Genomic DNA, 22215 nt, shown 5'->3' with positions numbered 1-22215 from the left:
AATTACAACAACCATGTCTAAACCCAAACTTGAATACAGGGTGTCTGCCCTGCATACTGCTGTTTTCTTCTTTATATGTGTTTTTTTTACAATAATTGCTCTACTTTGGGAATTGCGCCAGCGTTATCGGTTCCATACACACATTAAACCTCACAAACTTTCAGATGAAATACTTACATCAATAATTCATGATTTTGAGCTATTCATTAATTGCTCTGACCCCTTCATTGAACATTTTCTAGATAAACACCCAGAATTTAAAAATATAAGCCCTCTATGGGTTCAAAATTCACATAAATACTGGTATACATTATACATAAAAGAATTAAAAAAGCGTGGGCTGGTATGAAGTATTTCAAAATGGCATTGTTTTACTTTGATTCACTGCTGGGTGGTTATTTTGGCCAATACCTTGAATTTCGCTGTCTTGAATTTTTTCTTGCCTGGGGCAGGGCAATTCTCCATCCTGCATGTGGAAAATTTTTAAAGAAGCTATTTGACTGGTTTTGTAATTACTTCACCGGTATCATCATACCTTCAAAAAACTCAGCTGTGATAATGCCGTATAGTGATATTCTCACATTAGTGAAACGAGCACGCATTACCTCTGTATCGCCATGTTCGTGTAAATCATACTTTATGCCGGATAATCTCATTCCCCGGGATACCTGCATGGGTTTTTATTTTGTAGAAAGCCTTGAGCATTTATCAAAAGATGGTTACCATGAAAACTTTGAAGTCCCACAACGTGTTTTAGATAAACTTAAAGAATGTGAAGAGCAAGGGCTTGTACATCAAATAATGACAGTGTCACGCCCTACTGGCAAAAAAGGATATGTGCTATGTAATTGCAAAAGCTCATCATGTATTCCTTTGTATTTGTACAAAAAATATGGCATCCCGATTATCCGTGATTCGGGATATTCAGTACTAATAACAGATAGAACATTGTGCTCGCATTGCGGTACATGCATATCACGGTGCCAGTTTGATGCTATATCACTAAATGATGATGGTCCTGCTACTAACTCAACACAATGTATGGGATGCGGACTGTGTGTTTCAACATGCCCGTCAAAAATAAGAAAGCTAGTACTAAAATAAATAAAACTATCTGGAGGTGTGTATGCAGTTAGAAAATAAATATCCTGACAAGCGTGTCCTGATCACAGGAGCCGGGAGTGGTCTTGGCAAATCACTGGCAATTATTTTTGCAAAGAGGGGATGGAATATTATTATTGCTGATAAAATTAGCAAAAGAACAAAAGAAACTACAATGCTTGTCAACCAAAATGGTGGCAATGCCATCCCATGTTTATGTGATGTCACAAAAGAAAAAGATATAAAAAAACTATTTGATGCAGTAATAAAGAAATATAATGGCATTGACATTCTTATTAATAATGCGGGTGTTGCTGCAGCAGGATATTTTGAAAAAATTACACTCGCAACCTGGGACTGGATATACACAATTAACACGAAAAGCTCAATTCTTATGTGCAGGACATTTATACCAATATTCAAATCACAGGGATATGGACATATTGTCAACGTCGCTTCATTTACCGGCTTTGCATCAATGCCAGAGATGGCGTGTTACAACATGACCAAGGCTGCAGTTATCTCACTGTCTGAGACATTATATCAGGAGCTATCGCCCTTCAATATACACGTTTCAGTTGCCTGCCCAAGTTTTTTCAAGACCAATCTTATGGATAGTTTTACCTATACAGACAAACGTCATAAACTACTGGCTCAAAAATTTTTTGAAAAGACTTTTGCAACTGCAGACGATGTTGCAGAGCACATTTATACATCAATTGTAAGGCAAAAACTTTATATTATTACGCAACCGGATGCTAAAGTGGTGTGGTGGTTGAAACGTCATTTTCCCTATTTTTATTCATCACTTCTTTCATACGTGTATAAACATGGTATCATTTATAAATATTTAGGTGTTAATCCAAAAGAGGTATAATTACACATAAGGTTAACTACCAGATAGACAGAGTATTTTAAGCTAAAACGTATGCTGATTTGGTAAGAAAAATTAAAAAATATTTGACCAAATGAATCCTTCATGGCAAAGTGAGCGAACACTCATTTTATAGATCTATGGTGACCACCATGCGTCAATATATCATTAGAATGTTATACCTTTTAGCATGCATATTCCTTTTGCAATGCAGTTCATTACAAGAAGTACATATCTCCTATGAGCACCCTATTCCATCAGATTCGCTTGTGTTGCTTGCAGGTGCTTCTAAGGTTGACATCACACCTCCACCCGGAATGCCACTTGCAGGATATTCTTCTAATGCACACTTTGCTCAAGGATTTCGTACAAGGTTATATGCTCGGGTAATCTATCTGAAATCGGGTAACAATGCAATTGCGCTGATACAGTGCGATTTACTCTCAGGATCAAGCCTTGTTCAGAAAAAAATTGCCCAGCTTGTAAGTAAAACCACCGACCTTTCATATGAAGGCATTATGATGGCTGGAACTCATACACATTCTGGTCCTGGGAATTATTTTGAAAGCAATTTTTACAACCGATTTGCTTCCAATGCAGCAGGATTTGATCACGAATATTTTAATTTTTTATGCAATCAGATTGCAACTGCAATCATGAAAGCATATTCATCCCGTAAGCCAGCAAAGATTGCCTATGGTGCCAAGGCACTTTATGGATTCACACGTAACCGAAGCCTCAATGCATTCACAGCCAATTCTAACGCTCCTACAAACAATCCTTTGAAAGCAGTAAACCCTATAATGCACATGCTAAGGGTGGATAGTATTGATGAAGGAAAGCAAAAACCTTTGGCTGCATTTACTGTGTACTCTATTCACGGCACTACAATACCCAACACCAACACCTTATACAGTGGTGATGTATTTGCCTACATTGAGCGTGAACTAGAATGGGAAATACAGCGACAGGGAATCAGTGGATTTGTACATGCTGTGTGTAATGGTACACATGCTGATTGTGCACCAAACATACCAAAAGGCAGACAGGGATTTGAAGAAGCAAAACGATTGGGAATTCTTCTTGGCCAACAATCAATCATACTATATAACGAATTACAAAGCCACTTTACACTACATGTAAACATCAAAAGTATTCTGCGGGAAATTGATGCATATAAAGAACCAACACTATATGCAGTATCATTGTGCACTCCAAAGGTTGGTAATACATTACTTGCGGGTGCAAGTGATGGAGGACCAACACCTGTGGTAAGTAGTATGCCTTTTTTTAAAGAAGGCTCAAAAAGCTGTATGCCTATAGGTTGCCAAAAGCAAAAAATTATTACAGGTGGACCATTGCAACCATTAATCCTCCCAAAAAATGATTTTCCGCATAACCTAACGTTTCAAGCAATAAGGATTAACAATATACTTTTACTTCCAGTACCATTTGAAGTAACTTTTGAATCGGGAAATCGCATTGCTAAAGCTGCAGCACAATCGCATCAGGCACTCACCCCTATAGTTATAAGCTGTGCAAATGGATATACTGGCTACTGCACAACACCAGAAGAATATTCCATGCAGCATTATGAAGGCGGCCATACACTGTATGGTCCCAACACACAGCCGTACCTGGCATTACAGTATGCAGAGTTAACAAAATCTATGAATACTTACATTGGCGATAGTAACTGGATAAAAAATTATTCTTTAAAGAGTAATTCTTTTATGAAAAAATATCCTATGCCTGCCGTGTGCAAGCGTAAAGCAGTAACACAACCACAATATATAGTCAATCCTGGTGTTGACGAATCGTATGTATTATTCAGATGGGAAGACATTCCACCTGATAGATTGGAATTCCATAAACCTCTTGTTACAATTGAATATAGCTCTGAGATGGATAATAAATTTATGATATTTACTCAGAATGGTATCCCAGTAGATGATACCGGTTATGATATAGCAGTTATATTTACTGGAAGTATAACAAAAGAAGGCATGGCAATATACGAAACCCGGTGGTATAATCCTCCATTGAATGCACGTTATCGTTTCAGATTTGTAATACAACCAAGAGAAAATATTAATACACTAGTTTCCGAACCATTTTCGTGGTGAATACTTTCACGGTGTAACTACAATCTTTATCGCATCAATAGATTTATTGTAAAGTTTTGTCATAGTGTACGGCAGCTGGTCAAGCATTACAGTATGGGTAACTAAAGGAGCTATCGCCAGTACCTTATTTTCACAAGCTTCAATAACCGAATCAAATTCCGATACAGTATACCCCATGGATCCAATCTGAATTATCTCTTTTGCAATCAACAATAGCGTAGGAACCGATTGATTTTGGAAATTAATACCTGCAAGGACCAGCCTTCCTTTAGGTGTTAGCGCCATAGTAGCAGTGTGTATACCTGCATCTGTTGCTGATGTTTCCATGGCAACGGTAAATCCTCCATCTGAAATTAATTTTAATTTCTTTCGCATATCAGGGTCATTTGCATCAATAACCGCATCAATTGCAGGGAATCCCTCGGCAAAGGATTTCCTGAATTGATCTATCTCCACTACTACAACACATACAGCTCCGTAAGCCTTTGCCCATAATGCACATAAAAGCCCAATTGGTCCTCCACCTATCACCAATACCCTATCTTCTTTTTGTATGTGAGCCTGATGTATGGCATGCAAAGCCACTGCTGCAGGCTCAATTAAGGCTCCTTCTTTGTCATCTATTGCTTCCGGCAACTTACGCACCATATCAGGCCGGACACAAACATATTCTGCATACGCACCATGAACATTATTCCCAATGATATTCCGTTTATGTGCCATTGAGCAGATGTTATGCGCACCAATACGGCATGAATAACATTGACCGCACGGATCAATAGGCAAAGCAGCTACCCTATCACCAACCTGCAAATCACTGCGGTTACCAGGTGAATATACCCTCCCACAGAATTCATGCCCCAGTATAATATTGCTTGAACCGTGCATTCCGATTCCACTTTCCCAGTAATGCATATCAGATCCACAAATGCCACAAGCACTTACCCGAATAATCACGTGATTGCCATCATCCCGGGGCATTTCATAAGTAACGCATTCCATTTTTTTAGGGCCTGTGAGCATTACTGCACGCATCATTCCACTCCTGTGTTAAGCTATTTTTTCAATTCTACATAGTAATGCTTTTATAGGTACTGAAGCGCTGGCAGGACATAATGGCGCATCACTTGTTATCATATTTATGTTTATCCGCTTCCATCCATCTTCAACCCCATACCAAAATCCATGTGGTGAATGTACAACACGTGGATCAATCCCATCAAAATATTTTGCTCTGATTTCAATTCTGCCTCTTTTTGTTACAAGATAGACCCATTCACCATCACACACATCTAGTTTTTTTGCTGTATCTGGATGGATTTGAAGTTCAGGGTCAGGGTGTTTTTTACGTAACGAAGGAATGTTCCTGTGTGAGGAATGGTAGTATTCAAGAATTCTTCCACCTGTGGTAAGGATTAATGGATATTCCTTATACAAATCTGGTGAAGCAATAGGCCCCTCATCAGGCTCACGGAAGACAGGGAGCGGAGAAACATTTATCATTGGAAGAAAAGTAGCAAATATTTCAACTTTGCCTGATGGTGTTTTAAACGTTCCTTTTTTCTCATAGCGTTTATATTCTATTGGGGTAGCATACATACCAATTTTTTTAAATTCTTCAAAAGTCATACCAATTGGCTCAAGTCTGTAATCTAGCATTTCTTCAACTGACTTAAAATAACCTGACAGATTCATCCTTTTTGCAAGGTCAACAAGCATCTGTTTTTCATCACGGCATTCAGGAATTGGATTAACTGCTTTCTGTTGACAGAATACATGGTTTTTCATTAACAGATCTTCAATATCATCACGTTCACTCCAGTGAGCTGGTGGTAGGATGACATCAGCAAGCTGTGTAGTAGGTGTATGAAAATAATCAACGGCAAATAAAAAATCAAGCTTCATCAGCGCTTCCCGCACAAATGCAGAGTTAGGGTATGCACATACACTGTTATTTGCAAAAAGGCCAATAGCTTTTACAGGATATGGTTTCCCTTCAATAATTGCAGGCCATACAACCTGAGGAGGACATGGTATATTCATAAGTAACGGATACTTGTCAACGCCCAATTTCTTTTTGGCGATATCTTTAGGAAGATTGCGCGCTGCATCAAAATCAGGGCCATAGCAACTCCTTTTGCCGGTTGGAGGAGTACAATTGAGATTGCCCCCAGGCACTTCAAGATTGCCAGTAATTGCGCTCAGTATGGTCAGGCCTCGTGTTAAATCAAATGCATCGTTTGCCTGACATACCCCTCCCATACCAGGCCCAATACAGGAAGGTTTTGTTGTTGCAAACATAGTTGCAGCTGCAATAATTTTGTCGGCAGGTATCCATGTAATCGTTTCACATCGTTTGGGGGTAAATTCTTCTACATGTTCTTCAAGTTTGTCAAACCCATTAGTCCATTTTTCAACAAATTCCCTATCATACAATTTATCTTTAATAATAACATGCAACATTGCAAGCAACAGTGCAACATCCGTACCCGGCCTGATCTGCAACCACAGATCAGCTTTTTTTGCAAAATTGGTTTTACGTGGATCCACCACAATAAGCTTTGCTCCATTTTTTAATCCCTGATTGATATCGTACATATACAATCCAGGCCAGGATGCTTCTGGATTGTGAGCCCACAGGAGAATGCATTTACTCTGTGCATAATCAGGATCAACCAGTGAAAAGCCAGCAGTAACAGTACTGCCCAAAACTATGGGTCCTCCGCTCATATTTGATGGTGCCATAAAGTTAGGCGATCCAAAACAAGCAAGAAATCTATTAAGATATGGTGCCATACCCCGTGTAGTTCCTGAGCCAAATACTACCGATTCAGCACCCCATTTTTCACGACAACTGAGTAATTTGTCTGAAATAATATCATATGCTGTATCCCAGGAAACTTTTTCAAAACGCGTGCCCTCCTTCCCTCCAACTTTTACAAGTGGGGTTGTTATTCTATCAGGATGGTACACTATCTCCATGCATGCTCGCCCTTTAGGGCACATATATCCATGGCTAAAAGGGTGCTCCCTATCGCCCTGTATTCCTACAATTTTACCATCAGTAACTGTTAGTATAACACCACACCTACAATGACACTCAAAACAAATTGTTTTTATTGATGTAGCGGGCATTGGCATTCCCTCCTTAAATTATTTTTTCAGAATACGCAAAGCAGCATTCACCATTGAAAGGTGGAATCTGTCCCTCTCATTTTCAGTAATAAAAAAATGGCTAAAATGCCGTGAGCCTTCAACCATGGCCATAAGCACTTCTGCGGTTTTTTGTACATCATCGGAATGTATAACCTTATGTTTTTGCAGTTCCGATAGTTCATGGACAAGAAAGCGCTTGAATATATAATACAACCGTTCTATTCTTTGCTTTACCTTTTTATTTCTAAAACTTATATCTATTACTGCAAACGAAGACGCAATATGTACTGCTTCATAGTACTCACGGCTCCACAAGGCATGTAGTAAACCCATAAGCCGTTTTTCAGGATCATCTGTATTGGGGATATACCGTTGTAATAATTTTGAATACTCTTCGATAGCTCTGTCAACACAGGCTATGGTCAGGTTTTCCTTGTTTTTAAAATAATGCAGTATCAGAGTTTGATTGAGCCTGCAACGCTTTGCCACTTTTGCAAGTGAAGCGCCTTCAAATCCTTCAGCTATAATTGTTTTATAAAACGCCTCCACTATCTGGGGTTTACGCAACGCTGCATTTTGTCTTTTTGGTATTTTTTTCATTGTAGTGCTGTTTAAAATATTTATTTACTGAATATTCAGTAAATAATCTACATCTGTCAACAACTATTTTATCCTTTTTTTCAAAAAAATATTTGTTATATCACATTTACTTGCTTGATATATTCATTAGAGATAATACTTTTATTTGTGCGCCTTATCGCTTTTATCAACAATATTGTTAGGTTCCATAAACTATCTCCTACTCAACGTTAAGCTTCTCTTGTTTAGTCTTACAATACTAGTTGCCAATAAATTGTGGTTGAAAATTTTACCATACCATGTATACTACATTATCACAATACTTTGGAGGGTGAACATGAATATAGAAACAACCACCTGCATTACCTTAAATCATTTAGATCTTTTGAAACAATATGCTGCTCAGCATAAGCTTTCGTTACATGCGTTCTTGGTAAGCTTAATAAATTATGTTGTTTCGTATAAAAAAATTCCGGCAAAAAGCTATATGCGTTTAAAGTACAGGCAACGGTATAATGACTGGAAACGAGTTCATCTTTATTTGTATGATCATGAGTATGAGTTTTTGATGGATGTACGCAAAATTTTCAAGATGTCATTGGCAAAAGTTATTTCATATTGTGTTGAAAATTATCTTTTTGATTTTCTTGTGGCATTGGATAGTAGTGAAAATACCGATAACTATCGTTATAGCGGTTACACATTTTCATTTTATCTAGAAGATGGAATACCATGTTGTCAATTTTACTGGGGACCACCACCACAAATAATGTACAATCAATGAATTTCATCCCGTGTGTTATGTTATAATAATTGCAATAAGATGACAATTTATAACTGCATCCGCACACCTGCCTGCAGCGTTACATCACTGCGGTTGTATAAATTTACCATGGTATCAGCGGTAAGCTTTATGACAAAAAGATTAATTTCAACACCAAAAATGAAGGTGGGAATAAGGTAGTTGGGCATATAGCTGTTGACGGATTCAAACTCCATGGTTCCAATTACTCCATCGGCTTTAACAGCTATAAAAGCAGGATCATCAGAAGTGAGCTGGCCATTACCGTTAAAATCAGTGCTGAAAAAACCAAGATTAGTAGCCAAACCAAATCCGGTATAAAAGCTGAACAAATACATGACATCAATATAGGCAATTGCCTGCGCGCTGAGCGTGAACACTGTCCAGCTAACTGTTGCACCATAGCTGCTTTCAAGGATTGCTGTTAATGGATAATCTGTTCCACCTATAGTGGCAGTTATATTTTCATATTCAGCATCGTATTTACCGGTGACATCAACATTACCCATCATGATATCCCCACCAATACTGAAGGTGAGTCCACCAAATTTAAGCAGAAATGGCAAGATGGTCGCTTCTTTTAAATAATTATAGCGAAGTTTTGCACCAAATGATATAAAGTTAAAATCCTGCAACGTTGCAGTATCAGTGTCTATTTCAGGGTCATATACGCTTTTTCTAAAATAAAATAACTTGCCAATTATATCAAAATTGCCAGCAAGACCCATTCCCGCATGTACCACTGGATTAGCCATAACACCAGGGAAGGTACCATCTTCAGCCTTATCGTCAAAGTATTTAGCATTGGTCAATGCCACACCTAAAGCTATGCCTGCTTCTATATGAGGAAAATGGCCAATAGAAGATTTTCCTATGGGGTAACCAAGCATATTTGCCAGAGCAAATGAATTGGCAATAAACTTACCATTTTTATCGGTAACATCCTGTAATTGCTCTTCAATTGAATCAGTTGAATCTGGTGGCACTGTCACTCCACCAGAAGGAGTCACTGTAACAGTTGTCCTTGCAAATGCTGATGTGCACAAACATACATAGATAATGACAATAATCTTCTTCATAGTACCCTCTACTGTATATACTCACAAAAAAGAAAAAGATGTCAAACATTATTAAGCTTTTTTATTTTATGGGTATGACATCGCCAATTGCTGCTATCTATAATAAAAAATTGTATTTGTTGAAAATTCTATCATTGCCTTCATAATTGTTCATTGCTTAAAAGAGATATTTGACCTTTGTATTTTTGCAGCCCACAAAGAAGTATTTTAGTTATTTTTAAGATTCTAGCAGTATGTCAATATAAACTTGGATTTAGAATGCCACTGTTTACTATCCGCTGGGAAGCTTGTAATCGCAGCAATAAGTTTTTCCACAGTTACTCTCGCCATTATTTTAAAACTTTGCTTTAAAAATACATGTACACCAAAATAGCAATATAAAATCATTGACAATCATACAAATATACATTTATACTTTACGCCTGATATGTTATATATTTGATAATTCTGAGGCAAATGCATGACACTGAAAAATAAAATATTGATAATACTGAGTCTTTGTCTTTTGCTATGTGTTGGCGCATATTTTATTATATCAAGCACATTTGCAAACTTTGAAAAACAGCTTTTTGAAAAGTGCCGTATAGAGGCACTTGTGGGCGCCCGTGTCATGAGCGAAATAATAGAAATGATGATTGATACACGTGTGCTTACTAAACAGCAGGTATTTGACCGTACATATATACCTATTCCCAATACCAACCCACAGAAATTTAGAACTCAGTATGATGCTATCTTTGACCGGTATTTACAAAAAATTGAAGATGAATTCCTAAAAGATGAGGATCTGGAGTTTGCAGCACTGGTCGATGTGAACGGCTATCTTCCCACACATAACAGTAAATATGCAAAACCTGAAACTGATGATCCTGTATATAATCTTAAATTCAGCCGTTCAAAGCGTATATTTAACGATATGGTTGGATTAAAGGCTGCACGCTTTGTTGGGCCCGGTACATTAAAACAATTGTATAATCGTGATACTGGCGAAGTTATGTGGGACATAGCAGCCCCAGTCTTTGTTAAGGGTGAGCATTTTGGTGCCTTCAGAGTAGGTGTATCACTGAAACGAATTAATGAGCTTAAAAATCAGATGATTATTATTGTAGGGATGACTATACTTGTTATATTAAGTATCACTATGCTCATGCTGTTTTTGATCTTGCCGCGAAAGCTCTACGATACTGATTTAGATATCCCACAGTACTGATTCAAAATAAATCTATTTCTTTTTTGATTTATCAATCTCTATTTGTGCATAGGCTGAATGATTGTGAATTGATTCCATGCTTTCGGTTTCTACCAAAAACCATAACACTTTTGGATGAGCCAAAAGCTTAAGTGCTACGTTACGTACAATATCTTCAACAAACACTGGATTTTCATACGATCGTTCCGTTATATATTTTTCATCCTCACGTTTAAGGAGCGCATAAATCTGGCTAGAACCACACTCCTCTACTAATTCAATGAGCTCTTCAATCCACAGTATTTCCTTTGCACGAACCGACACACTTACTACACTGCGCTGATTGTGTGCACCATACTGGCTTATTTCTTTGGAGCAAGGGCACACCGATAAAAGTGGTACTTTTACCTGCAGTGTATAATAATCAACCGAGGAGTCACCCTGTAATGTACACAGATAATCCATCCTTGATTTTTCACCGCTAACTGGAGCCACTTTAGTAATGAAATAGGGAAACTCAATATTTACATGTGAGGTTTTTGCATTGAGCTCTTTTTTTAAATCTTCTAGAATATTACGAACATTCTTTGTGCTTATGCCACTCTGATACCGGTTGAGCACTTCCACAAATCGTGACATGTGTGTTCCACGAAAATGCTCCGGTAAATCCACATACATGTTGATGCGTGCAACGGTATGTTGCACACCGTCAGCGCGGTCCAGCACTACAACCGGATAGGTGATGTCTTTGACACCCACCTTGTTAATTGGCAAATTTCTGTCATCCGGCTGTGACTGTATATCTTTTAAGCTTCTTCGCGGCATTGTAATTACTATGCTTTAGCCTCTTCCTTTTCAAAAAGGCCTGCCTGCTGTTTAATCTTTTCTTCTATCTCTTTTGCAATTTCAGGATGCTGGTCTAAAAAGCTCTTTGCATTTTCGCGCCCCTGGCCTATACGCTCATCTTTGTAAGAGTACCATGTGCCAGCTTTTTGCACAATATTAAACTTAACACCTAAATCAAGAATGCCAGCAGTGCGCGAAATACCTCCTTCATACATAATGTCAAACTCAGCCTGCCTAAATGGCGGCGCAACTTTATTTTTTACCACCTTCACGCGTACACGGTTACCAACAGCGTCCTCACCCACCTTTATGGTATCAACCTTGCGTATATCAAGACGCACTGAAGCATAAAACTTCAGCGCATTGCCGCCAGTAGTTGTCTCTGGCGAACCAAACATCACGCCAATCTTGTGGCGTATCTGATTAATAAATATCACGCTTGTTTTTGATTTAGAGATAACTCCGGTAAGTTTTCGCAAAGCCTGGCTCATAAGTCGTGCCTGTAACCCCATGTGCGCATCGCCCATTTCGCCTTCTATCTCGGCGCGAGGCACCAGTGCAGCAACCGAGTCTATTACCACAACATCTATCGCTCCTGAGCGCACCAGCGATTCAGTAATTTCTAAAGCTTCTTCGCCTGTATCAGGCTGCGATACCAGTAGCTCATCGGTGTTGACACCTAATTTTTTTGCATAGACAGGGTCAAGTGCATGCTCTGCATCAACAAAAGCTGCAATCCCTCCGGCCTTCTGTGCCTCGGCAATGACATGCAATGTCAGCGTGGTCTTGCCTGATGACTCGGGCCCATAAATCTCGGTGATACGTCCACGGGGAATGCCACCAATACCAAGAGCAATGTCAAGCTCAAGCGAGCCTGTGGAGATGGCAGGCACCTTCATCTTTGCGTGCTCATCGCCAAGCCTCATAATGGAGCCTTTGCCAAACTGCTTTTCTATCTGTAAAATAGCTGATTCCAGCGCCTGTGCTTTTTGATTGAGTTCTTTCTGTTCGCTCATGATTGTTACCTCATTGTGTGGTTTATACCAATATATAACGCAGTGACCGGAAAAAAATAAAAAGAATTATAAAAAAATTACCATTTTTATTGGCGATAGTTACTGTGAAAAAGTCTGATTATGTCATATTATAGTAAGCAGCAATAAAATGTCAACTGCTATAATGATTACGTTCCCAACTAATAGGATATAATTACTTACATTTTTCTCCGGTAAAAATCCAGCATGTTTCAGAACCACACGTTTCACATACCCAATAATACCCATCGTCTTCACATGATTTCTGCCCAACTACACATCCTGAATACCCATTATCAATTGAAAAAACTACAATTGAAACAGCAACAAACACTGAGCATAATAAAACTATTATTCGAGCCATACTACTTTTTACCTCCTAAACATACCATTTAATGAATCATTTTTACTAAACACACAATATAATCTTTTAAACCGTTACATTCTTTATTGTCGTATCAAATTTTTAACTTTATCTCACTAACACTGATACTTTAACTATGTAAGTATTTAAAAAGTCAATTCTTTATGTTTTTTATTAAACCACCCAATTAGGCGTGTATGTTTTCCTGTTTGAAAACCATTTTCAATTGCCAGTGCATTTACAGCATAAAACATGCTATAGTAAATACGATTTACGCTGGCTGCCAACATATTATTTTCAAACAGGAATTTTGCTTCTTTCCATGTTTCTTCAGAGCGTTTCAATCTGTATTTAACAATAGTATTCCTTTCTTGAGGTGTTAAAGGCATTGTATTATCGTATCTCTACACCAGTTTCAAATGCTTGTAATATAAAGGGCTGTTTACCTTTGATGGTATGTAAATCAGCTATAGAAATAAATTGTACTGAAAGAATGATATCATAGTCTATGTTAAGCGTATAAAGGATTGATCTTATTTGCTCTTCAACCTTCCAATCAATTTTTTTCTTTGTTACAATTAGTATATCATAATCAGAATACTCCGTTGCTGTACCATCAACTCGTGAGCCAAACAGTATAGCCTTTTCAATCAGATCATCAAAGTTTTGTTTAATCATCCGGTTTATCTTTTCCAACAATTCCTTATTATTCATAAAATTCTCCAATACATAGATCCTCTGACAATTAAGATATTATCACATATAAAAAAGTCAATTCTTTATGTTTTTTATTAAAATCCCATGCTGTTTTCTGCGTTTTACTGCATTTCTTTCAACAAAAAACTTTTCCCCCGTCAGGGGGTCAGAGCCTGTGTAATATTGAATTGATGAAAGTGTCATAGGTAGCGGTATAAATGCCTGACACTGATACGGCACGTAGCCAAATAATCTACCAATATCATTGCGAACCTTGTATATAGAATCATTGGTACTGCCGGGATGGCAACTCATCAAATACGGCACAATGTAGTATTCCCTGCTCTGGCGTATACACTCATCTTTAAATATTTTTACAAAATCTTCCAGCGAATATCCAGGCACTTTGCGCATTGCTCTGAGTACCGTTGCATCGGTATGTTCTGGAGCAATCTTAAGCTGCCCACTTACAAAATATTTAATAAGGTGCGATAGCTCCTTATACGCATCTTTTGACTGCATAAACAGATCATAGCGTATACCAGAACCAACTGACACCTTCTTTACATTAGGAAGAGCAAGAGCATTGTCCATAAGCGAAAGCCATCTGCTATTCCCCAACTGTAAATGTTTACAGATAGATGGGAACACACAGCTTTCACGATTACACCAACCAATTGCACACGAAAATCCATACATATTTGCTGACGGCCCACCAATATCACTGATATGTACCTTGCGCTTTGACACAGTAACTATCTCCCGCGTAATTGAATCTGCAGAGCGCGATACCACCTGTTTACCCTGATGCAGCGTCAGCGAACAAAATGAGCACCCACCAACACATCCTCTGTGTGCATTGATAGAATATTTGATCATCTCATAGGCTGGAATTTTTTCCAAATAGAGGGGATGTGGAGTACGTTCAAACGGCAGCTGGTAGTATGCATCCAATTGTTCTGTCTTTAGCTTTGGCGGTGGATTATGAATAATATATCTTGTGCCACTTTTTTGAGCTATCGCCCTTGAAGAAAAATTGCGGTAGAATTCTTTATACATTCTTAGCAATGCCTGGTGTGATTCCAACACATCTTCTTCAGGTGGGAGTTCTGCCACATTGTCAGGTTTTTCTTTGGCGATAGTTACTGTACCAAAAATCCCTTCTAGGCTCTGACCCTGCGCCAGGCGCCGTGCGATTTCCACTACCTGATATTCTCCCATGCCATATACAAGAATATCTGCCCGGCTGTCCACTAGGATACTGCGCCTGAGTTTGTCCTGAATAAAATCGTAATGCACCAAGCGCCGCATTGAAGCCTCAATGCCACCAATAACGATAGGTATATCCTTAAACCGTTGCTTTATGAGATTACAGTACGTGATAACTGCATTGGAAGGTTTAACGCCACCTCGACCACCTGGCACATACGGGTCATCATTGCGGATTTTTTTAAATGCGGTGAATCGAGAAAGCATAGAATCGATATTGCCGCTGGTTACACCAAAAAAGAGGTTGGGCCTGCCAAAAATTTCAATTGAAGATGGATTGGTAAAATCAGGCATTGCAATAATGCCCACCCTAAATCCAGCCTTTTCCAGCACCCGTCCAATAACAGCAACACCAAATGACGGATGATCCACATACGCATCACCCGTCACCAATACTATATCTACAGTCTTCCAACCTCTCTTAAGGGCTTCGTCTTTTGTCAAGGGAAGATGCAATGTACTACCTTACAGCTTAGCTTCAATTTTTTCGCCAATGTGGTTGCGCTGCTTGATATATTCAAGTTTATTCAAAGCATCAACAAATGAAAGGATACCTGCCACGGATATGTCAATATTTACCCCATTGCCAAATACTTTGAGCTGTCGCCCTTCTATTTCGTCAACTACTGTGACGGTAACTTCACATAACGCATCTGACCCACCAGTGATTGCAACCAGGTTGAACGACTCTATCTTAGCTTTTGTTCCGGTAATTTTCTTGACTGCGTTAATGCCAGCATCAACACCGCCATTACCATGAGCAACATCAAATGTTTCAACTCCGCCATTATATCGGTCTTTGATAGTAACCAGAGTCATTGGTGGAGAGTACATACCTGTGGAAATCTGTACATTGGTAACTTTGTAGCGACCTTTCATCTTGTATACGGCTTCCCCTACAAGTACTTCCAGGTCCTCATCAAAAATTTGCTTTTTCTTATCGGCAAGCACCTTGAAGAGTTTGAAGAAGCGCTCTAACTCTTCATCAGAAAGGTTGTATCCTAAACTATTAAGGCGCGCGATAACGGCATGACGGCCCGAATGTTTGCCAAGAACCAACGTTGATTTAGTAATCCCAACATCCTCTGGCTTCATTATTTCATAGGTCATTGCATTCTTAAGTACACCATCCTGATGTATCCCCGACTCATGTGCAAATGCATTAGCACCTACTATTGCTTTATTGGGCTGTACGCTTACACCGGTTATATGTGTCAAAAGCTTTGATGTGGACATTATCTGCTTTGTATTAATGTCAGTATACACCTTAAATTTCTCACCACGGGTTCGCAATGCCATTACAAGCTCTTCCATTGCGGTGTTACCGGCACGCTCTCCAATTCCATTAATGGTACATTCTACCTGACGCGCACCAGCCTCAATGGCTGCAAGTGCATTAGCTGTGGCAAGTCCTAAGTCATTATGGCAATGCACCGAAACTATTGCCTTATCAATATTTGGTACAGTATTAAAAAGAAATTTTATAAACTCATGAAACTCCGAGGGTATTGCATATCCCACGGTATCGGGTATATTTACTGTTTTTGCCCCAGCCTTTATCACCGCTTCAACCATCTGTGCCACATAATTCCAATCACTCCGTGTGGCATCCATTGGCGAAAATTCAACATTTGACGTATATTTGGCTGCATGTTTTACCGCATCAACTGCTATCGCCAACACTTCTTCTCTGGTTTTTCTAAATTGGTACTGTATATGGATGTCAGAACTTGAAATAAAGGTATGGATCCGTGGATTTTCTGCATATCGCAATGCATCCCATGCAACATCTATATCCTTGAAATTTGCCCGTGCAAGACCTGCCACCTGGACTCCTTTCACTCGCTCGGATATACGCTTTACCGCTTCAAAATCCCCTGGTGATGAAATGGGAAAACCAGCTTCTATAATATCCACACCCAATTTGACAAGCTGGTCAGCAAAATGAAGTTTTTCTTCAATGTTCATGCTAAAACCCGGCGCCTGTTCCCCATCACGAAGTGTTGTGTCAAATATAAAGACTTTATTATCTTTTGATTTTGTTATTGTCATAGTCCTTCTCCTAATAAATAGAATCTAATTAATGTTTCTCTACATCTAATCTTGTATTCTTTTAATTTTTTTCGATAGAAAGCGTTGGGCATTCATCCCTTAACACCTCCAGTCTAAAAATAAAACCGCCACGGGGTTTCCGTGGCGGTCATTAATATCCATTATGGCAATACCTGTCACGAAACCCCTGTCGCGGTTTTCCACAATAGTAGTAGACCTAGAAGGTTAGCTGCATTAAAAAGGTTTCGTGTAATCATAGCAATCATACTTTCACATAAACAATTCTTGAGTTCAAATAAATCACATACTTCATTATTGTCAATATATTTTAAGTACACCACAATAAATTTTTAATGATCTATAATCATATTTCGGATATAAATTGCTAAAAGAATACATTTTTATTTACCTTACATACAGATAATGAATCCTTCATCTTCTAAATCTTTTTTGCCACATGTTGATTAAAGCGTGCCGTACAAAAATTCAGCAACGTCTCTGTTAAGTATATGTTATGTTTTCATATATCATACTAGTTATAACATTACCAAAACCAGACGTAGTGCACATTGAAGCCACAAAGTCAAAAAATATATCTTAACCATTAAAAAAGTATAGTCCACAAAATATATAGGCTTTTCAACATTTACAATCAATCTATCAAACTTTTCCGCATATATCGCTATTGTTAAATAACAGTTTTAATACTTATAACAATAAAGTAACTAAATTCCCAAATAAACCTACGATTATATACAGTATGTTTTGTACTTTAATAACAGTTGGCATATCAGGATTATTTACTTGCATAAATTACTATTAGTATGTTACTTTTTATAGTTTTATAGGCAAGATAAATAATATATGTTAATGGAGTGCATCCTTCATGATGAAAAACAGCAAAATATTTATCCAAAAGTTTTTACAATGGAATCCACAAGCTGAATTCTCATGATTATGGCTACAATTATTGCAATGATTATTGCAAACACACCCTTGCAACGCTTTTATAATCTTTTTCTGGAATTACCACTCACAGTTTCAATAGGAAATTTTGCTATAGCAAAGCCTCTTTTACTCTGGATTAACGATGGACTCATGGCAATATTCTTCTTCATGATTGGGCTAGAACTTAAAAGAGAATTTGTTGAAGGGGAGCTATCGGACATAAAAAAAGTATCATTGCCTGCAATTGCAGCTGTTGGTGGCATGCTTGTTCCAGCACTTATTTATACAGCATTTAATTACGGTGATACTGTTGCAATGAAAGGATGGGCAATTCCTGCAGCAACTGACATTGCATTTTCACTTGGAGTTCTTTCACTTTTGGGTAAACGAGTTCCTGTCAGCATAAAGATATTTTTAACCTCCATTGCCATATTTGATGATTTAGGTGCAATTATCATCATCGCCTTCTTTTACACTGCCAATCTATCATTTACTGCACTGGCTATTTCATTTCTATGTGTCATCGTCTTACTATTTTTAAACTGGAAAGGATTTACTGCAAAAAGTATTTATGTAATCATTGGTATTGTTATGTGGGCAGCAATGCTCAAATCAGGAGTCCACGCAACATTAGCAGGAGTACTTCTTGCATTATGCATACCGATGAAAGCACACAATAACACATCTCCACTGAAAGAGTTTGAACATGATATTCACCATGTAGTTGCATTTGTCATCTTACCAATTTTTGCATTTTCAAATACCGGTATCAGTTTCAGCGGGATGACTGCAGAACAACTTTTTCACGCTGTACCTATTGGGATTGCTACTGGTCTGTTTATTGGAAAGCAAATCGGGATATTTACTTTTTCTTTTATAGCAGAGAAACTAAAGTTAGGTGCTTTGCCATCTCAGACCAATTGGGCTATGGTGTATGGAACCTCACTGATGTGCGGTATAGGATTCACGATGAGTCTTTTTATAGGCTCATTAGCATTTGAGGAAACGGGTATAAATCTTTTGTTTGACGAACGCATTGGCATTCTGGCTGGTTCATTGTTATCGGGGATAGCAGGATACCTTGTTATGAAAAAAGCACTTCCACAAAGGTCCGAATTGTAATTGCCATTTTTTATATTGTGCCCTACATTTTGCATATGAACATACAAGGCAAAACCTTTTTAGCTCAGCCAGAAGAGTGCCCCTATTTACAAAATCATACAAAGGTGTACCGCTATTCTATTATTTATTCTTTGACGAAGGAACAGCTCAACACTCTTCTAGAAAAAGGGTGGCGCCATTTTGGCTATACTTTTTTTAAGCCTGCATGTATATCATGTATGCAATGCATCCCTGTACGCATAAAAACATTTGAGTTTACACCTTCAAAAAGCCAGCGGCGAACATTGCGAAAAAATCTACACACTCACACCATGATTAATGAACTCAGATTAACAAGAAGAATTTATGACATATACGAGAATCACTCTATTGTAAGGTTTGGAGAACCCCCTTCACTGCAGTTTTTAATTTCAAATGTACTGGATGTATGCTCTGACACCTATCAGGTGGAATACTACCATGATTCAAAACTCTTTGCAGTTGACTACATAGATGAAACTACTGAAGCCTTAAGTTCAATTTATTGTATCTATCACTCAGATTTTGCACCTCTAAGCCCTGGGATTTTCAGCATTCTTAAAGCAATAAGTATTGCACAACAAAAAAACTTGCCCTATCTATATTTAGGGTACTATGTCCCCGGCTGCAAGGTAATGGAATATAAGATATCATTTCATCCGTTTGAGTGGTTTGATTGGAAAAACAACAAATGGAAACCAGAACCAATTATTCTATGAGCTATCGCTCAAGTAATGCCGTATCAATAACATACGTTACATGGTCATCAATGTAACTGTAAGTCAAATCACTGCTCTTGGCTTCTGGAAACACCTTTGCAAAAACACCAGCAGCTTGTGCATGGACAAGCGTATAGGCACTATTATTAGTGTCATAGGCTGTAAACTGCCACAGCATCAATCCAAATACAAATATAACTATTGCAGCAATAGCACCCACAGTGGTGAATATTCTGTTTCTACGTTTTATTCTTGCAATGACTGCTGATGCTATCGCCTCATTCCATTCAGAGCTCTGCAATCGTTCTTCAATGGCTCTGTTTAAATGTTTGGTATAATCGTTCATGATTCCTCCTGCAATAGTTTATAAAGAATGAGCTTGCCTCGCGACAGGCGTGACTTTACGGTACCTTTTGGAATACCAAGTTTGCCTGCTATTTCATTTTCATCATCGCCCAAAGCTTTGAGTTTCACTACATCTTTATACTTTTCAGGAAGTTTTTCAATAATGGGCATAAGCGATAGCTCATTGTATTCACCATGATGTGCATTTAGTTGCGCTAATTGTGAAAGCTTGTCTACTTTCTTTTCCTCACGCATTAATTTTTGAGTCATGCGTTTTGCCTCATTGGCAGCAATGCGATAGAGCCATGTTTCAAGGGACGATTCTTCCCTGAACTTGCCAGAAGCGAGGCTACGGTACGCACGTATGTACGTTTCCTGAACTACATCATCAACCGCTTCATAATACTGTGCTGCAAGATGCTTTCGCACAGCTTGCAGCACAACATGCTTGGTCTTGCCAACTATTTGTGCAAATTCATGTTGGTTCATATTTTTATTCCTGTGCACTTTACATCATGGGTTCATCAAATCCCATTGGCCCATGGGGGCGCATTTTTTCCATCTTCTGCATCTCCATCTTTTTATGCGCTCTCAATTTTTTTAGCTGTTCCTTGTTAAGCTGTTTCTCAATATCCATCACATGCTGTATCCTCAGCAAATGCAATTCAATTCGTAAATCTCCTATTTCTTTAAGCTTAGCGCGCACTGCGTTAATATCAACTTCATCTTCAAGCAAAAGCTTTTTCAATTGGACCATTTTTGGAGCAAGTTTTTCTTTTATATCAAGCATGCGTTTTTCATACTGAGTATTAATTTCAACAATCTTATCCACCTGCGCGTCAGATAAACCCAATTCCTGTTTTAATCGCTGTACATCACCAAAGATTGGCCCTTTTTTCATTGACATATCACACGGTTGAGCTTTGCATTTTGGTTCCTGTGCAAAAGCAACTGTTGTAACCAGGGTCAGAGCTAAAACAAACACACCAACACGTTTCATATATCCCCCTCTTCAAATTTAAATTACTTTTTCTTGATTTGCTGATTAGACCTATATCAATTGTATTTGGTTCCACTTTATAGTGCTCTGTCACCAAAAAATTTGGCTCTGACACTATACTTTGCATTTGTTAAAAAATACTGCTGTTGGTTATTTTTCAAATTAAAATAATTATCCCCATAATTATTAAAACCTTATTGCTCTGACACCGCAACGATAACCCTTTATACTTTTACTCTGTATTCTGAATTATATCAGCTATTCTTCATTGAAGGTAATGTTCTTTATGCAATATAAAAATTGTTGCTCTGACCCCATTCAAAAGGTACTTTCTTAAAAAAATCCTCATTTTTTTTTAAATTTTTCACTCTTTAAGCGTTGTATATATAAAACCACTTATTTTTAATCTTACTTTGGGAGGAATTATTATGCGAAAACCACGGTTTATTGCACCCAACATCACTTATCACATCACTAGCCGCATGATTGAATGCCGACCAATGATGGAAACTGACTCTATCAAAGCAGTATTTGAGTATTGTATTGTTTTAGCACAGGCTAAATATCCCTTTGAACTGATTAATTACCAGATTATGGACAATCATTTCCATTTGCTCATTAAAACAGTTGAGGGCGGGGCTTCTATATCACGCATTATGCAGTACATAAAGTCGCGTTTTGCACAACGCTTTAACAAGATGATGCAACGCACTGGCCCAGTATGGAATGAACGCTTTAAAGATAGCATCGTGGAGTTTGCGGATAATCCACGAATGTATCTTTTCAACCTGATATGGTATTTTGCCAACAATCCCGTAAAAGCAGGTAAAGTAAAAAGCCCGTTTGAGAGTTATTTTGGTGGCTCTAAGGCATATTTTGACAGTAACTATCGCCCA

Annotated in this window: 23 protein-coding genes; 9 read left to right on the top strand and 14 right to left on the bottom strand. The window is 38.2% G+C overall.

The features are described from left to right. The 4 genes from N3F66_08585 to N3F66_08570 all read left to right on the top strand — a co-directional run. Positions 1-349: hypothetical protein (locus tag N3F66_08585; GenBank protein MCX8124206.1), on the top strand; the 349-nt coding region annotated here is incomplete at its 5' end. Next, positions 346-1104 (top strand): 4Fe-4S binding protein, encoded by a 759-nt coding sequence (locus N3F66_08580; GenBank protein MCX8124205.1) that lies wholly within the window; start codon positions 346-348, stop codon positions 1102-1104. The genes N3F66_08585 and N3F66_08580, both read left to right, overlap by 4 nt. 22 nt (positions 1105-1126) lie before the next feature. Continuing rightward, positions 1127-1978: an SDR family NAD(P)-dependent oxidoreductase gene (locus N3F66_08575; protein MCX8124204.1), complete on the top strand. Its 852-nt coding sequence runs from the start codon at positions 1127-1129 to the stop codon at positions 1976-1978. A gap of 149 nt (positions 1979-2127) precedes the next feature. Then, on the top strand, positions 2128-4101 hold the full coding sequence (locus tag N3F66_08570) for a neutral/alkaline non-lysosomal ceramidase N-terminal domain-containing protein (protein MCX8124203.1): 1974 nt from the start codon (positions 2128-2130) through the stop codon (positions 4099-4101). Positions 4102-4107: 6 nt separating this feature from the next. Here the strand turns inward: N3F66_08570 and N3F66_08565 are convergent, their stop codons facing one another. Genes N3F66_08565 through N3F66_08555 form a run of 3 tightly spaced genes read right to left on the bottom strand, consistent with a single transcriptional unit; the run spans position 4108 to position 7857 of the window. After that, the gene (locus N3F66_08565) at positions 4108-5136 is read right to left on the bottom strand and encodes an alcohol dehydrogenase catalytic domain-containing protein (protein MCX8124202.1); all 1029 of its coding nucleotides are present in this window, start codon (positions 5134-5136) and stop codon (positions 4108-4110) included. A 15-nt stretch (positions 5137-5151) separates the two neighbouring features. Beyond that, positions 5152-7236, bottom strand: coding sequence for a molybdopterin-dependent oxidoreductase (locus N3F66_08560; protein MCX8124201.1), 2085 nt, complete (start codon positions 7234-7236; stop codon positions 5152-5154). An 18-nt stretch (positions 7237-7254) separates the two neighbouring features. Then, entirely contained in the window at positions 7255-7857 is a 603-nt protein-coding gene (locus N3F66_08555; protein MCX8124200.1) for a TetR/AcrR family transcriptional regulator, read from the bottom strand. Between the two features lie 316 nt (positions 7858-8173). Here N3F66_08555 and N3F66_08550 point away from each other — a divergent pair, with 316 nt between their 5' ends. After that, complete coding sequence (locus N3F66_08550; protein MCX8124199.1) at positions 8174-8620, top strand: hypothetical protein; 447 nt, start codon at positions 8174-8176, stop codon at positions 8618-8620. 47 nt (positions 8621-8667) lie between these two features. Here N3F66_08550 and N3F66_08545 read toward each other — a convergent pair whose 3' ends face one another. Beyond that, positions 8668-9717 carry a hypothetical protein gene (locus N3F66_08545; protein ID MCX8124198.1) on the bottom strand — a complete coding sequence of 350 codons (1050 nt, stop codon included), beginning with the start codon at positions 9715-9717 and terminating at the stop codon, positions 8668-8670. Positions 9718-10177: 460 nt separating this feature from the next. Here N3F66_08545 and N3F66_08540 point away from each other — a divergent pair, with 460 nt between their 5' ends. Next, on the top strand, positions 10178-10927 hold the full coding sequence (locus tag N3F66_08540) for a HAMP domain-containing protein (GenBank protein ID MCX8124197.1): 750 nt from the start codon (positions 10178-10180) through the stop codon (positions 10925-10927). Positions 10928-10939: 12 nt separating this feature from the next. Here the strand turns inward: N3F66_08540 and folE2 are convergent, their stop codons facing one another. The 7 genes from folE2 to N3F66_08505 all read right to left on the bottom strand — a co-directional run bounded on the left by folE2 (position 10940) and on the right by N3F66_08505 (position 17167). Continuing rightward, the gene (gene folE2, locus N3F66_08535; GenBank protein MCX8124196.1) at positions 10940-11731 is read right to left on the bottom strand and encodes a GTP cyclohydrolase FolE2; all 792 of its coding nucleotides are present in this window, start codon (positions 11729-11731) and stop codon (positions 10940-10942) included. An 8-nt stretch (positions 11732-11739) separates the two neighbouring features. Further along, complete coding sequence (gene recA, locus N3F66_08530) at positions 11740-12768, bottom strand: recombinase RecA (protein ID MCX8124195.1); 1029 nt, start codon at positions 12766-12768, stop codon at positions 11740-11742. A gap of 193 nt (positions 12769-12961) precedes the next feature. Then, positions 12962-13150, bottom strand: coding sequence for a hypothetical protein (locus tag N3F66_08525; GenBank protein MCX8124194.1), 189 nt, complete (start codon positions 13148-13150; stop codon positions 12962-12964). A gap of 146 nt (positions 13151-13296) precedes the next feature. Next, positions 13297-13539, bottom strand: a complete 243-nt coding sequence (locus N3F66_08520; protein MCX8124193.1) for a HEPN domain-containing protein — start codon at positions 13537-13539, stop codon at positions 13297-13299. Positions 13540-13543: 4 nt separating this feature from the next. After that, positions 13544-13864, bottom strand: coding sequence for a nucleotidyltransferase domain-containing protein (locus N3F66_08515; protein ID MCX8124192.1), 321 nt, complete (start codon positions 13862-13864; stop codon positions 13544-13546). A 57-nt stretch (positions 13865-13921) separates the two neighbouring features. Beyond that, positions 13922-15571 (bottom strand): YgiQ family radical SAM protein, encoded by a 1650-nt coding sequence (locus N3F66_08510; GenBank protein MCX8124191.1) that lies wholly within the window; start codon positions 15569-15571, stop codon positions 13922-13924. A 9-nt stretch (positions 15572-15580) separates the two neighbouring features. After that, positions 15581-17167 carry a 2-isopropylmalate synthase gene (locus N3F66_08505; GenBank protein ID MCX8124190.1) on the bottom strand — a complete coding sequence of 529 codons (1587 nt, stop codon included), beginning with the start codon at positions 17165-17167 and terminating at the stop codon, positions 15581-15583. A gap of 951 nt (positions 17168-18118) precedes the next feature. Between N3F66_08505 and nhaA the strand changes: the two genes are divergently transcribed. Both nhaA and N3F66_08495 read left to right on the top strand, forming a co-directional pair. Next, positions 18119-19237 (top strand): Na+/H+ antiporter NhaA, encoded by a 1119-nt coding sequence (gene nhaA, locus N3F66_08500; protein ID MCX8124189.1) that lies wholly within the window; start codon positions 18119-18121, stop codon positions 19235-19237. 35 nt (positions 19238-19272) lie between these two features. After that, positions 19273-19974 (top strand): hypothetical protein, encoded by a 702-nt coding sequence (locus N3F66_08495; GenBank protein ID MCX8124188.1) that lies wholly within the window; start codon positions 19273-19275, stop codon positions 19972-19974. 1 nt (position 19975) lies between these two features. Here the strand turns inward: N3F66_08495 and N3F66_08490 are convergent, their stop codons facing one another. The 3 genes from N3F66_08490 to N3F66_08480 are packed head-to-tail and all read right to left on the bottom strand — an operon-like array spanning position 19976 to position 21319. After that, positions 19976-20320 (bottom strand): hypothetical protein, encoded by a 345-nt coding sequence (locus N3F66_08490; protein MCX8124187.1) that lies wholly within the window; start codon positions 20318-20320, stop codon positions 19976-19978. Then, positions 20317-20808, bottom strand: coding sequence for an RNA polymerase sigma factor (locus tag N3F66_08485; GenBank protein MCX8124186.1), 492 nt, complete (start codon positions 20806-20808; stop codon positions 20317-20319). The genes N3F66_08490 and N3F66_08485 overlap by 4 nt, the downstream gene beginning before the upstream one ends. Positions 20809-20827: 19 nt before the next feature. Continuing rightward, positions 20828-21319: a periplasmic heavy metal sensor gene (locus N3F66_08480; protein ID MCX8124185.1), complete on the bottom strand. Its 492-nt coding sequence runs from the start codon at positions 21317-21319 to the stop codon at positions 20828-20830. A gap of 428 nt (positions 21320-21747) precedes the next feature. Between N3F66_08480 and N3F66_08475 the strand changes: the two genes are divergently transcribed. Beyond that, positions 21748-22215 (top strand): transposase (locus tag N3F66_08475; protein ID MCX8124184.1); only part of this gene is annotated, 468 nt, incomplete at its 3' end.

Source organism: Spirochaetota bacterium (genome assembly GCA_026414805.1).
Taxonomy (GTDB): domain Bacteria; phylum Spirochaetota; class UBA4802; order UBA4802; family UB4802; genus UBA4802.
Note: the sequence above shows the minus strand (reverse complement) of the source record. Positions and strands in the feature narration are given on the sequence as shown.